The organism is Cryobacterium sp. M15 (assembly GCF_002929675.1).
GTDB lineage: Bacteria > Actinomycetota > Actinomycetes > Actinomycetales > Microbacteriaceae > Cryobacterium > Cryobacterium lyxosi.
Genome location: NZ_PJJW01000037.1, coordinates 38,531 through 51,662, shown reverse-complemented (window position 1 = coordinate 51,662; position 13,132 = coordinate 38,531). Strand labels below are relative to the sequence as shown.

Sequence of the window (13,132 nt, the reverse complement as noted above, 5' to 3'; positions counted from 1 at the left end):
ATGCCGCTGCCGGGCTTTCACCTACCGGTCACGCAGACCGTGGGCGTGGGGTCGGCCGAATGTCGGCGGTGCTTGGTAGCGTTATTTCATGGCTACGAGCACTAAGTCGACCGGGCGTGCCCGCACCCCGGCAGCGAAGGGCGCTCCGGCGCGCAAACCGGCATCCCGCGGAGCCGGCGGTACCGCCGCTCAGAAGACCGTCAAGTTCACCGCCACCGACGTGAAACCGAGCGTGGGTGCACGCGCCTGGATGGGCCTGGCTCATCTCACGGGTGGAGCCGCCCGTGCCCTCGGCCCCGAAAAGCTCTCGAAAGACGAGCGCCGCGACGGACTGCCGTTCTTTCTCGTTCTGCTCGCCATCTCCGGCGCCATCGTCGAATGGTTCCTCATCAATGATGTCGTCGCCCAGCAGCTCGACGCGTATACCTTTGGTGGCCTTTTCGGCCGGGTAGCCTTCGCCCTGCCGGTCATTCTGCTGCTGTTTTCGGTCTGGCTGTTTCGCAAACCGAGTTCCGTGCACGATAACGGCCGCATCGGCATCGGGCTCAGTCTGCTGCTCGTGACTATCTCCGGGCTGTGTCACATTTTCGGCGTGCAACCACAGCCGCAAGACGGTATGCCCGCTCTCGCACTGGCCGGCGGTGTTATCGGATGGATGATCGCAGCCCCGCTGATCATGCTGACCACATCGATCGGTGCCACGATCGTCGTTATTCTGCTGTTGTTGCTGAGCTTGTTCATCATCACCAAAACCCCGCCGAACCGGGTCGTTCAGCGCACCCGCGAGCTGTACGACTGGCTGTTCGGTGCTGAGCTCACCGACGACGAAGATCGAGCGGCCGAGAAGACGGCCAAGGGGGGCAAGCCGGGCAAGACCGCGCAGGTTGAGCTCGACGGCGTCGACGACGACGAGTCCGAGGGTGCACTGCCGTGGTGGCGCCGCAACAACAGCAAACGCGAGGAAGACCCCGACTTCGGCAGCCCATTATCGACCGAATCCAAACCTGGCCCGGTTGAGGCCGACCCGCTCAGCGTGCTGCTCGGCGGCAACCAGGCGCGCGGTGGTTTTGACAGCGCTATCGAACCCGAGGTCACCGACCACACCGCACCGCCCGAACGCGACCATTACGGCACGGAGGTGCTCGAAGACCTGCGCAAGGCCGAGCTCGCCGTCAAGCGGTTCACCGGCGAGGTTGACCTTGGCACCGGGCCGCCCACCGGCTTGCGCTCCGACGATCCGGCCGGGCACACTGAGGTTCTTCCCGGCTTCGACGACGTCTTCCCGGAATTGAGCCAGGCAGTGGATGCCGAGGGCGCTGCCCTCCCGCCGCTCGCTTCCGTCGACCCCCACCCGGCCATTCCCTATCTCGTACCCGCGGCATCCACTCTCACCGCCGGCCCGCCGGCCAAGGCACGCTCGGCCGCCAACGATGACGTCGTCAAGTCGATCACCGAGGTGCTGCGCCAGTTCTCGGTCGATGCCAAGGTCACCGGATTCTCCCGTGGTCCGACGGTCACCCAGTACGAGATCGAACTCGGCCCCGGCGTCAAGGTCGAGCGGGTCACCGCGCTGAGCAAGAACCTCTCCTACGCGGTCGCCTCGAACGAGGTGCGTATTCTTTCACCCATTCCCGGTAAGAGTGCCATCGGCATCGAGATTCCCAATACCGACCGTGAGATCGTGACCCTCGGCGACGTACTGCGGTCGAACACCGCTACCAATGCCACTCACCCGATGACCATCGGTGTCGGTAAGGACGTCGGCGGCGGTTTCGTTATCGCCAACCTCGCGAAGATGCCCCACCTGCTCGTGGCCGGTTCGACCGGCTCCGGCAAGTCGAGCTTCGTCAACTCCATGATTACGAGCTTGCTCATGCGTGCCAAGCCGAGCGACGTGCGCATGGTGCTCATCGACCCCAAACGGGTCGAGCTCGCCGCCTACGCCGGCGTGCCGCACCTCATCACCCCCATCATCACGAACCCGAAGAAAGCGGCAGAGGCGCTGCAATGGGTCGTGAAAGAGATGGACATGCGTTACGACGACCTCGCGAGCTTCGGCTTTCGCCACATCGACGACTTCAACAAGGCCGTCGTCAACGGCGAGCTCGTGCTGCCGGTTGGCAGTGAACGAAAGCTCAAGCCCTACCCGTACCTGCTGGTCGTCGTCGATGAGTTGGCCGACCTCATGATGGTCGCCCCGCGCGACGTTGAAGACTCCATCGTGCGTATCACCCAACTGGCCCGCGCGTCCGGAATCCACCTCGTACTTGCCACTCAGCGACCCAGCGTCGACGTGGTCACCGGGCTGATCAAGGCCAACGTGCCGTCACGGCTGGCCTTCGCCGTCACGAGCGTCACCGACTCGCGGGTCATCCTCGACCAGCCCGGCGCCGACAAACTCATCGGCCAGGGCGATGCGCTGTTCCTGCCGATGGGTGCCTCCAAAGCCGTGCGTGTGCAGGGCGCCTGGGTCACCGAAGACGAGATCGAGAAGGTCGTCAGGCATGTCACCATGCAGGCCCGCCCGGACTACCGGCCCGATGTCTCCATGGTCGCCCCGCGCAAAGAAATCGACTCTGATATCGGTGACGACCTCGAGGTGCTCCTCGCCGCGGCTGAACTCGTCGTCTCGACCCAGTTCGGGTCGACCTCGATGCTGCAGCGCAAATTGCGAGTCGGTTTCGCCAAGGCCGGCCGTCTGATGGACCTGCTCGAATCCCGCGAAATTGTCGGCCCATCCGAAGGCTCCAAAGCGCGTGACGTGCTGGTGAATGCTGAACAGTTGCCGAGCGTTCTGGCTCGCCTGCGCGGCTCCGACGACGAGCAGCACGCTCTGAAGGCACAGTCCGGGCAATTTCGTGCCGACTCAGCGCCCGACCCACGCTATGCCGACGACCCGGTAGAGAAAATGTCACAGGGGTATCCTGAAGTAGATGGCGCCGAAGATGACGAGGATGCCTGGAAACTAACTGGCAGGGACTGAACCATGGCATTACCGCACGAATCCGTCTCCCGCCCCAGCAACTGGAACGTGCCCAACCTGATCACGGTCGTGCGCATTCTGCTCGCTCCGGTCTTCGTCTGGATGCTGCTGGCCGACAATGGTGCCCATGACGCTCTGCGCTGGGCCGCCGCCGTACTGTTCATCATCGCGATAGCCACCGACGGCATCGACGGCATGATCGCCCGGCGACACAATCTGGTGACTGACCTCGGTAAGATTCTGGACCCGATCGCCGACAAGATCCTCACTGGTGGTGCGTTGGTGTGCCTGTCGATCCTCGGTGAATTGCCTTGGTGGGTGACCATCGTCATCTTCGTGCGCGAAATCGGCATTACAGTATTTCGGTTCGTCATGCTGCGCGACCGGGTCATTCCGGCCAGCCGCGGCGGCAAGCTCAAGACCATTGCCCAGTCCGTGGCTATCTCGTTAGCGCTGTTGCCGTTCTGGCTGGTCTTCGGCGAATGGGTGCACTGGGTCAACACGGCCACCATGACCATCGCTCTGGTACTCACCGTGGTCTCCGGCGTTGACTACCTGATCTCCGCCTGGCGCCTGCGAAAGCATAACCTTGCCTGAGGCGGTGCACACGACGGCAGCGGATGCGACGGCCGAGTTGGTCGCGGAACTCACTGCCCGTCATTTCACGATCGCCGTCGCTGAATCACTCACCGGAGGGTTGCTCGTGGCCGAACTCGTTCGTATCCCCGGCGCGTCCAACGTGGTTCGTGGAGGAGTGGTCGCTTACGACAGCGCCGTGAAGCGCGACCTGCTCCAGGTCGATAGCAGTGTGCTCAACGTGCACGGCCCGGTGCACGCCGACGTCGCAAAGCAGATGGCGAGTGGCGTGCGTACCCTGCTCGCGGTGAACGGTGTGCGCGCCGATATCGGCGTGTCGACGACGGGTGTCGCCGGGCCTGGCTCCGACGGCGGACACCCAGCCGGAACGGTGTTCATCGGCCTGTCAAAAGGCACCGGTTCCTGGGCCGTGCCGCTGCATCTGAACGGCGATCGGGCCGAGATTCGCGCTGAAACCGTGCGTCGGGCGATTGATGCTGTGCGTGCGCTGATAGCGGAGGGCGACCCGGAATAGTTACTGTTACGGGCTGGTTACATCGAAGACATTCACAAGCAAAGCCCAGTGATTCTCGGTAGTGTCAAAATGTCGGATCGATACAGTATTCTAAACATCCAGCACCGCAATCCGATGGTTATGGGCCTTAAACGATTAGGCATAAGAAGGAGGTTCCGATGATTCTTGTTCGTCAGGAAATCGGCGATGTGCTCAGGGACTTCCGCCTGCAAAAGGGGCGTACCCTGCGTCAGGTCGCAAGCAAAGCCAGCGTCGCGCTCGGCTATCTCAGTGAGGTAGAACGCGGACAGAAAGAGGCCTCTTCGGAGATTCTTGCTTCTGTCGCAGACGCCCTGGAAACCCCGATCTCGGTCATCATGCGTGAAGTTGGTGACCGTCTCGCCGTTATCGAGGGTATCGACCAGTTCCCCGATACGGTACCGGACGAGTTCGTCAAAACGTTCGATTCCGATTTCATGGTGCGGTAGCCACTACCGGCACTGCCTCAGGATTTATAACAAAAATCACGAAAACCACCGCCGACGTTGTCTGTCGGCGGTGGTTTTCATTTCGGGAGCGACTGTCAGGTAGTGGCAGATCAAAGGAGTGTTGTGCGACTGAGCGAATTTCGCACCGCGATGAAAGAAGAGTTTGGCGACGCCTATGGGCGTGTCCTTACCCGCGACCTCGTGCTCAACCCGCTTGGCGGTCGAACCGCCGATCAAGCCCTCACGGCTGGTGTTCCCGCCCGCGATGTCTGGCTGGCCCTGTGCGCCGAGGTCGACGTGCCCCGCAGTCGCTGGTACGGCGCCGGCGTTCCGGCTCCCCGCCTGTAGCGCGGTCGAGCCTTTCTCCCGTTAGGGCGATACTTCGACACGCCGCAAAAGATTCTCGGTAATGCTCGAATATCTGTTCGGTCTTGATAGACTCCTCCACAGCAGACTTCTCGACAGATTGTGCACCGTTCGATCGTGCCCCCGGCCAGTGTCGGAGGTGCGGCGTACAGTCGAATTTGTCAGAGAACGTCAGCAATTGCCTTGTCGAAACACGCATCGGAGCTCTCGCGGTGGGTGCGCCGACAGCCTATAGGCGCCACTATGCACACCCGCAGCGCCGTTCACAGTCGGCGACAGTGCAGACCCCAAGGAGATAACGACCATGGCATCACAAGCTAACCGCGAAAAAGCTCTCGAAACCGCACTCGCGCAAATCGACCGTCAGTTCGGCAAGGGCTCGGTCATGCGTCTCGGCAGCGACGATCGCGCCCCCGTTGAGACCATTTCCACTGGGTCGATCGCCCTGGACGTCGCACTCGGCGTTGGGGGACTGCCGCGCGGGCGCATCGTAGAAATCTACGGCCCGGAGTCTTCGGGCAAGACCACCCTTACACTGCACGCCATCGCGAACGCGCAGAAGAACGGTGGCATCGCCGCCTTCATCGACGCCGAGCACGCCCTCGACCCGGAATATGCCAAGAAGCTCGGCGTCGACATCGACGCCCTTCTCGTGTCCCAGCCCGACACCGGTGAGCAGGCCCTGGAAATTGCCGACATGCTCGTGCGAAGCGGTTCGATCGACCTGATCGTCGTCGACTCCGTTGCTGCCCTCGTGCCGCGCGCCGAGATTGAGGGCGAGATGGGTGACTCCCACGTGGGCCTGCAGGCCCGTCTTATGTCGCAGGCTCTCCGCAAGCTCACCGGTGGCCTCAGCCAGACCAACACGACCATGATCTTCATCAACCAGTTGCGCGAGAAGATCGGTGTGTTCTTCGGCAGCCCCGAGACCACCTCGGGCGGTAAGGCACTCAAGTTCTATGCCTCGGTGCGCCTCGACATTCGCCGCATTGAAACCTTGAAAGATGGCACCGACGCCATCGGTAACCGCACCAGGGTGAAGGTCGTCAAAAACAAGATGGCACCGCCCTTCAAACAGGCCGAGTTCGACATCATCTACGGCATCGGCATTTCCCGCGAGGGCAGTCTGATCGATTTTGGTGTTGACCAGGGCATCGTCAAAAAATCCGGTGCCTGGTACACCTACGACGGCGACCAACTCGGCCAGGGCAAAGAGAACTCGCGCAACTTTCTCCTCAAGAACCCCGATATGGCCAACGAGATCGAGCGCAAGATTCTGATCAAGCTCGGAATCGGCCCCGAAGGCATCGCAGCCAAGGCCGCCGAAAAGGCCGCTGCCGCGATCGCGCTGGAGGCCGAAACCAAGGCCAAGGCCGAAGCGGATGCCGCGGCTCTTCTCGCCGGTGGCCCGGTCGCTACGAAGGCCCCGCCCGCTCGCAAGACCGCATAACCCGGCAACGCAGCACCAGCAAGGCACCGCACTAAACGAACACCGAAAGGCAGGTCACGGGAATGGTTCGCTTCGAACCCCAGGATGACGCAGGAGAACGCACAGACGCCGGATTGGCTCCCGTGACCTACCTGCACGGTGCGGCCCCGGGAATGAAACGTCGCTCACCCCTCGAGGCCGGTCCGGACGAGGTCGATTCGGTCAAGGTCGAATTGGACGATTCGACCGAGGTCGATAGGTTTACAGCGGCAGCTGCCAGCAAGGCTGAGGCGGACATCGCGGCTGGCGCTGTCCCGGCCGATATGGCGCCAGGCGCCGATGATGACGACTCTTTCTCCTCGGCCGATGCACTCGACCAGCGCGAACGTGCCGAAAAAGTGCTGTTGCACCGACTGCGAGGCCGATCGCTGTCGACGGTTGAAGCACTGCTGGTGTTGAATGCCACCGGCGTCGACTCGGGCGAAGCGAGTGAGATCATCGCGAAGTTCATCGAGTTGAACTACCTCGACGAGACCAAACTCGCCGATCAGATCATCCACAGCCATAACGTGCGCAAGGGTCTTGGACGTACCGGCGTCGAAGCTGAAATGCGTCGGCGCAAGCTTGACCCGAGCGTCATGATGGACAAGCTCGAAGAACTCCCCGACGATGAAGCAGAGCGGGCCATCGAGCTCGCCACCAAGCGTATCGGTCAGATGGAACGCTTCGACGACCAGACTATCGATCGCAGACTTACCGGCTTTCTCATGCGTAAGGGCTACAGCTCGTCAGCGGTACGTCTCGCGATCAAGGCCGCCATGGACAGCCGCGGCGGCGGTGCGGCTTCCCGTGTACGGTTCCGTTGACACCGTCCCAAATGCAGAAGTCCATCTGGCACACGGTTCACACACCGCAATGCTCGCGTAAACTACTCTTATTATGAGTATTGTCGCCCCCGCACTAGCCCGCCGCACCGTGATCGCGCCCTCGGCAGCCGCGATCGACGATTCAGGGCAGGCCCGCACTTACGAGGTGCGCACCTTCGGCTGCCAGATGAACGTGCACGACTCCGAGCGGCTCAGCGGCTCGCTCGAGGCGGCCGGCTACGTCTCCGCCAACGGGGGCGAAGCTGACATCGTCGTGATCAATACGTGTGCGGTACGTGAGAACGCCGACAACAAGCTCTACGGCAACCTGGGTTACCTCGCCTCGGTCAAGCGTAAGCACGCCGGCATGCAGATTGCCGTTGGCGGCTGCCTGGCCCAAAAAGACAAGACCACCATCCTTGAGAAGGCACCGTGGGTCGACGTTGTCTTTGGAACCCACAACATGGGTTCCCTTCCCAGCTTGCTGGAACGAGCGCGCCACAACGGCGAGGCCCAGCTCGAAATTCTTGAATCCCTCGAGACCTTCCCCTCGACCCTGCCCACAAAACGCGACTCCAGCTATAGCGGTTGGGTGTCCATTTCGGTTGGGTGCAACAATACCTGCACGTTCTGCATCGTTCCGGCCCTGCGTGGCAAGGAGAAAGACCGTCGTCCGGGCGAGATTCTCGCCGAAATTCAGTCGCTCGTCGACGACGGCGCTATCGAGGTCACCCTTCTAGGGCAGAACGTCAACTCCTACGGGGTTGAGTTCGGGGACCGTCTTGCTTTTGGCAAGCTACTGCGCGCGGCCGGTAAAATCGAGGGGCTGGAGCGCATCCGCTTTACCAGCCCGCACCCCGCAGCGTTCACGGACGACGTCATCGACGCCATGGCCGAAACGCCCGCCGTCATGCCGCAGCTGCATATGCCGCTGCAGTCGGGATCTGATCGCATCCTCAAATCGATGCGGCGCTCCTACCGCGGAGCGAAATTCCTGGGGATCCTCGATCGGGTGCGCGCCCAGATGCCGAATGCTGCCATCAGCACCGACATCATCGTCGGCTTCCCCGGCGAAACCGAAGAAGACTTTCAGGAGACCCTACGGGTCGTCGAGCTGGCTCGGTTCGCTACGGCGTTTACTTTTCAGTATTCGATTCGTCCGGGTACGCCGGCTGCGACTATGCCCGACCAGGTTCCCAAAGCCGTCGTTCAGGACCGCTACGAGCGGCTCGCGGCTCTGCAGGAACGCATCTCCCTTGAAGAGAACCAAACGTTGATCGGCCGCGAGGTGGAACTGCTCGTCGCTAACGGCGGACGAAAAGACAGTGATACCCATCGTCTGAGCGGGCGCGCCCCCGATAGCCGCCTTGTGCACTTTGATGTACCAGCGGGTTCGGCCCGCCCTCGTCCCGGTGACATGGTCACCGTCACCGTGACCCAGGCAGCGCCATTCCACCTGATCGCCGACTCGACCGACGGTGCGCCGCTGCGTATCCGCTCGACCCGGGCCGGCGATGCCTGGGACCGCCTGGAGGCGCAGTCCTGCGGATTGCCCAGCCATGGTGGTAGCACCGGCGGGGCCGGACCGGTTTCCCTGGGCCTGCCGACCATCGGACTCCGGCTTGCGAGCGGCTCCACCACCATTCCCATCTACAACGTGAACGACGACGAGCGATAGAAGTTTGTCGCCTGCACCAGCGGTGACAGCTAAACCAGCGGTACTGATCGCAATCATCGGCTCGACCGGTACTGGCAAGTCTGATTTGTCCCTCGACCTCGCTGAACGGCTGATCGAACGCGGCCAGCTGGCCGAAATCGTGAATGCCGATGCCATGCAGCTGTACCGCGGCATGGACATCGGCACCGCCAAACTATCGCGGGCGGAGCGTCGCGGCATTCCGCACCACCTGCTCGACGTGCTCGACGTGACGGATGAGGCCACCGTCAGCAACTACCAAAGGGATGCCCGCACGGCCATCAACGAAATCGTCGCGCGCGGGGCAGTACCGATCCTGGTCGGTGGCTCCGGCCTCTACGTTTCCGCGGTCGTCTTTGACTTTCAGTTTCCCGGTACCGATCCGGTGTTGCGGGCCCGGCTCGAAGCTGAACTATTGGCGCGCGGAGCGGGCCTGATGTATACCCGCCTGCAGGCCGTCGACTCGCAGGCCGCTTTGCGGATCGGCCCGAGCAACGGTCGCCGTCTCGTGCGCGCTTTGGAGATCGTCGAACTCACCGGCGCACCGCACGTAGCCGCCCTGCCCGCAGAGCCGGTGTACTGGCAGCCCAGCGTGCTGCTCGGACTGCGCACCCCGCGCGAGCAGCTCACTCCTCGGCTCGATGCCCGGGTGCAGCAGATGTGGAGAAGCGGCATCGTCGATGAAGCTCGCGCCCTACTCTCGGTCGGCATCGAAAGAGGCGTCACGGCGAGCCGTGCGATTGGCTATGCTCAGGCCCTCGGCCAGGTGCACGGCACGCTCAGTCAAGACGACGCGATCGAAGCCACCCAACAGCTGACCCGCCGTTACGCTCGCCGGCAGGTGAGCTGGTTCAAACGCTATGCGCACACCCACTGGATGGAGTCTGATTCGTCTAACCGGGTCGACGACGCACTCGCGCACGTTGACCGGGGCAGTGCACCCAGCTCGCCCTCACCAGCGACAGCGTGCGCCGGTTCGGGAGTGCACCCAGCGGCCGCCCCGTAAACTAACAGCATGGGCATGACTTTGAACTTCACCAAGGGCCAGGGCACGGGCAACGACTTTGTGCTGTTCGCCGATCCCGACGGCACGTCGGAGCTCACCCCGGCGCAGATTCGCGCCGTGTGCGACCGTAAATTCGGCGTCGGCGCCGACGGCGTCATCCGCGCGGTGCGCAGTAAGAATCTGCCAGACGGCGCGGCTGCCCTCGCCGAGGACGACGCTGCCGAGTGGTTCATGGATTACTGGAATGCGGACGGGACCGTCTCGGAAATGTGCGGCAATGGCATTCGGGTCTATGCCAAATTCCTCATTGAGAACAACCTGGCCGAGCTGCACCCCGGCGACACCCTCACCATCGGCACCCGCGGCGGCGTGCGCGACGTGCAGCGCAACGCGTCCGGTTTCCAGGTCGACCTCGGACGGTGGAAGCTCGACGGGACCGAAGCGCTCGTGCGCACCAAAAACTTACCGGTAGCGCGTCCGGGCCTTGGCATCAACGTCGGCAACCCCCACACGGTTGTCGCTCTCGCCGACGATGACGAACTCGATGCGGCCGATCTCACCTTTATTCCTCAGCTGGATCCCGAACCTGCCGGTGGGGTGAATATCGAATTCGTGGTGCCGAACGACCCGCTGGTCGTCAACGGCGTCGGCCGGTTTCGCATGCGGGTGCATGAACGCGGCAGCGGCGAGACGCTGTCCTGCGGAACCGGTGCAGTGGCGGCCGCTTTGGCCACTCGGCACTGGGCGGGTAAGTCGGCGCCGCACCAGTGGCGGGTGGAGGTACCCGGTGGGGTACTCGGGGTGCGGATGTTCCCGGCGGAAGACGGAGAGCATGTGTCGCTGTCCGGGCCAGCGGAGCTTGTCTTCGACGGGGTCTTGAACCTGGGTTAGTCGCGGTGCACCTGGAGCACTCGAAAGCCCTTGCTGATGGCCTCCCGCGTGGTATCGAAGTGCGACGGGAGTTCTGCTGCGAGCCAACGCTGCAGGGAGTCTGAACCGAGATTGCGCTGGATGACGAGCCAGGCATCCGCTTTCGGTTCGAGACGAGGCAGCCAGGTCTGCATGAGTTCGTGCAGTTCGTCCTTGCCGACCCGAATGGGCGGGTTCGACCAGATCGTGCGAAACGACACGTCTGTGGGTACGTCGGCGGCGAGCACGGCCCTGATGTTGGTCAGGCCGAGGGCGGCCGCGTTGGTGCGCACAAGATCAAGAGCACGCTCGTTGACGTCGACGGCCCAGATGGTTGCGTCGGGGGAGGCGAGCGCAAGGTGCAGGGCGATGGGCCCCCAGCCGCAGCCGAGATCGAGAAAGTGGCCGGTCAGTGGTGGCTCGGGGGCGTATTTGAGTAAAACCTCGGTGCCGGTGTCGATATGGGCCGGGCTGAACACCGAGTTGGCCGTCGTTAGGAGCCGATCCTGACCGTGTAATTGCACGGTGATCTGGCGAGTTTTCAATACGGTGCCAGGCGCCGGAGAAAAATAGTGGTCGGACGACATAAGGGAACCTTTCAACTTCGTTCAACTAAGGTTAATGGGATGAATGATCCAACGGCGCCCTCGGGCAACGACACGGTAGACAACCCAGGCGCAGAATCTCTCGACCCAGACGATGTTGTGGCGCGAGTGTTAGCGAGCGCTGACAGCAAAGCTAGCGGTTACTCACTGTTCCGGAGTGGGTCAGCCCAGGCCCTCCAAGCGCAGTTTTCCGGCGAATACGACGGCAGTGACCACGACGGTGACCAGTCCGAACGTGCCGACCGCAACGCCCTGCGCCGAGTCGGCGGACTGTCCACTGAGCTCGAAGACGTCACCGAGGTCGAATACCGCCAGCTCCGTTTGGAAAACGTTGTGCTGGTGGGCGTCTACACTCACGGCACCGTCGACGACGCGGAAAACTCCATGCGCGAACTGGCCGCCCTCGCAGAAACCGCCGGGGCGACCGTGCTCGACGGCTTACTGCAACGTCGCGCCACCCCCGATCCGAGCACCTACCTCGGTAAGGGCAAAGCCCAGGAAGTCGCCGACATTGTGAAGGCGCTCGGCGCCGATACGGTCATCGCCGACACTGAACTCGCGCCCAGCCAACGGCGTGCCCTCGAAGACGTAGTCAAGGTCAAGGTCATCGACCGTACAGCCGTGATCCTCGACATTTTCAGCCAGCATGCCAAGAGTCGCGAGGGCAAGGCGCAGGTGGAACTCGCCCAGATGGCCTACATGCTGCCCCGCCTGCGCGGTTGGGGTGACTCGATGTCCCGCCAGGCCGGCGGCCAGGTCGGTGGCGCCGGCGCCGGAATGGGGTCGCGTGGCCCCGGTGAGACCAAGATCGAACTCGACCGCCGCCGCATCCACACCCGCATGTCCAAACTGCGCAAGCAGATGGTCGAGATGAAGCCGGCCCGGGAGGCCAAACGCGCCAACCGCAAGCGCAACGCCGTTCCCTCCGTCGCCATCGTCGGCTACACCAACGCGGGCAAGTCCAGCCTGCTCAACCGGATCACCAAAGCCGGAGTGCTCGTTGAAAACTCCCTGTTCGCGACCCTCGACGCCACCGTGCGCAAGTCGACGACCGTCGACGGACGCCTGTACACCCTCACCGACACAGTCGGGTTTGTGCGCAACCTGCCGCACCAACTCGTCGAAGCATTTCGCTCAACCCTTGAAGAAGTCGCCGACGCCGACGTCATCGTGCACGTCGTTGACGGCTCGCACCCCGACCCGGTCGCCCAGCTCGCCACCGTGCGGGACGTCATCTCCGAGGTCGGCGCGCGCGACATTCCCGAATTGGTCGTCTTCAATAAAAGTGACCTGATCAGCGACGATGACCGCCTCGTTCTGCGCGGCCTCGAGCCAAAAGCAACGTTCGTGTCGGCCCGCACCGGAGAGGGCATCGAGACCGTCCTCGCCGCCGTGGCGCTCCTGCTGCCGACGCCGCAGATTGAACTCGACCTGCTCATTCCCTACGACCGCGGCGATCTCATCGCAGTTTTGCACGATCTGGGTCGGATTGAGACGACCGAATATGTGGAGACCGGCACCCATGTCACGGCCTTCGTCACCGCGGAGATTGAATCATCCTTCGCTCCGTACGTCATCATGCCCGGGCTTTCCGCCTAGCGGTCGACAGTCCGCCGCGTGTCGCGATGACACGAACTGTCACATTCGGGCGCGGCGGTGGTGGTGTTGTTAGTGTCTAGTCAATCGTTGCCGAC

12 protein-coding genes are annotated in these 13,132 nt (G+C 62.9%); 11 read left to right on the top strand and 1 reads right to left on the bottom strand.

Annotated elements, in window-relative coordinates:
• Positions 1-88 precede the first annotated feature (88 nt).
• The 10 genes from CXY83_RS08770 to dapF all read left to right on the top strand — a co-directional run bounded on the left by CXY83_RS08770 (position 89) and on the right by dapF (position 10,815).
• Positions 89-2,983, top strand: a complete 2,895-nt coding sequence (locus CXY83_RS08770; RefSeq protein WP_104196989.1) for a DNA translocase FtsK — start codon at positions 89-91, stop codon at positions 2,981-2,983.
• Between the two features lie 3 nt (positions 2,984-2,986).
• A complete protein-coding gene (pgsA, locus tag CXY83_RS08765) occupies positions 2,987-3,580 on the top strand; it encodes a CDP-diacylglycerol--glycerol-3-phosphate 3-phosphatidyltransferase (RefSeq protein ID WP_104196988.1) in 594 nt (197 codons plus the stop codon).
• A gap of 4 nt (positions 3,581-3,584) precedes the next feature.
• Positions 3,585-4,094, top strand: coding sequence for a CinA family protein (locus CXY83_RS08760; RefSeq protein WP_104197149.1), 510 nt, complete (start codon positions 3,585-3,587; stop codon positions 4,092-4,094).
• Positions 4,095-4,252: 158 nt separating this feature from the next.
• Positions 4,253-4,561 carry a helix-turn-helix domain-containing protein gene (locus tag CXY83_RS08755; RefSeq protein WP_104127242.1) on the top strand — a complete coding sequence of 103 codons (309 nt, stop codon included), beginning with the start codon at positions 4,253-4,255 and terminating at the stop codon, positions 4,559-4,561.
• 123 nt (positions 4,562-4,684) lie between these two features.
• A complete protein-coding gene (locus CXY83_RS08750) occupies positions 4,685-4,909 on the top strand; it encodes a DUF3046 domain-containing protein (RefSeq protein ID WP_104196987.1) in 225 nt (74 codons plus the stop codon).
• A 322-nt stretch (positions 4,910-5,231) separates the two neighbouring features.
• Complete coding sequence (gene recA, locus CXY83_RS08745; RefSeq protein ID WP_104196986.1) at positions 5,232-6,377, top strand: recombinase RecA; 1,146 nt, start codon at positions 5,232-5,234, stop codon at positions 6,375-6,377.
• Positions 6,378-6,439: 62 nt separating this feature from the next.
• On the top strand, positions 6,440-7,222 hold the full coding sequence (locus tag CXY83_RS08740) for a regulatory protein RecX (protein ID WP_104196985.1): 783 nt from the start codon (positions 6,440-6,442) through the stop codon (positions 7,220-7,222).
• A gap of 73 nt (positions 7,223-7,295) precedes the next feature.
• Complete coding sequence (gene miaB / locus CXY83_RS08735; RefSeq protein WP_104196984.1) at positions 7,296-8,900, top strand: tRNA (N6-isopentenyl adenosine(37)-C2)-methylthiotransferase MiaB; 1,605 nt, start codon at positions 7,296-7,298, stop codon at positions 8,898-8,900.
• A 22-nt stretch (positions 8,901-8,922) separates the two neighbouring features.
• Positions 8,923-9,924 carry a tRNA (adenosine(37)-N6)-dimethylallyltransferase MiaA gene (gene miaA, locus CXY83_RS08730; RefSeq protein ID WP_174722217.1) on the top strand — a complete coding sequence of 334 codons (1,002 nt, stop codon included), beginning with the start codon at positions 8,923-8,925 and terminating at the stop codon, positions 9,922-9,924.
• A gap of 15 nt (positions 9,925-9,939) precedes the next feature.
• On the top strand, positions 9,940-10,815 hold the full coding sequence (dapF, locus tag CXY83_RS08725) for a diaminopimelate epimerase (protein WP_104197147.1): 876 nt from the start codon (positions 9,940-9,942) through the stop codon (positions 10,813-10,815).
• Here the strand turns inward: dapF and CXY83_RS08720 are convergent.
• Positions 10,812-11,420, bottom strand: coding sequence for a class I SAM-dependent methyltransferase (locus CXY83_RS08720; protein ID WP_104196983.1), 609 nt, complete (start codon positions 11,418-11,420; stop codon positions 10,812-10,814). The genes dapF and CXY83_RS08720 overlap by 4 nt on opposite strands.
• A 39-nt stretch (positions 11,421-11,459) precedes the next feature.
• Between CXY83_RS08720 and hflX the strand changes: the two genes are divergently transcribed.
• On the top strand, positions 11,460-13,037 hold the full coding sequence (gene hflX, locus CXY83_RS08715; protein WP_104196982.1) for a GTPase HflX: 1,578 nt from the start codon (positions 11,460-11,462) through the stop codon (positions 13,035-13,037).
• Positions 13,038-13,132 lie beyond the last annotated feature (95 nt).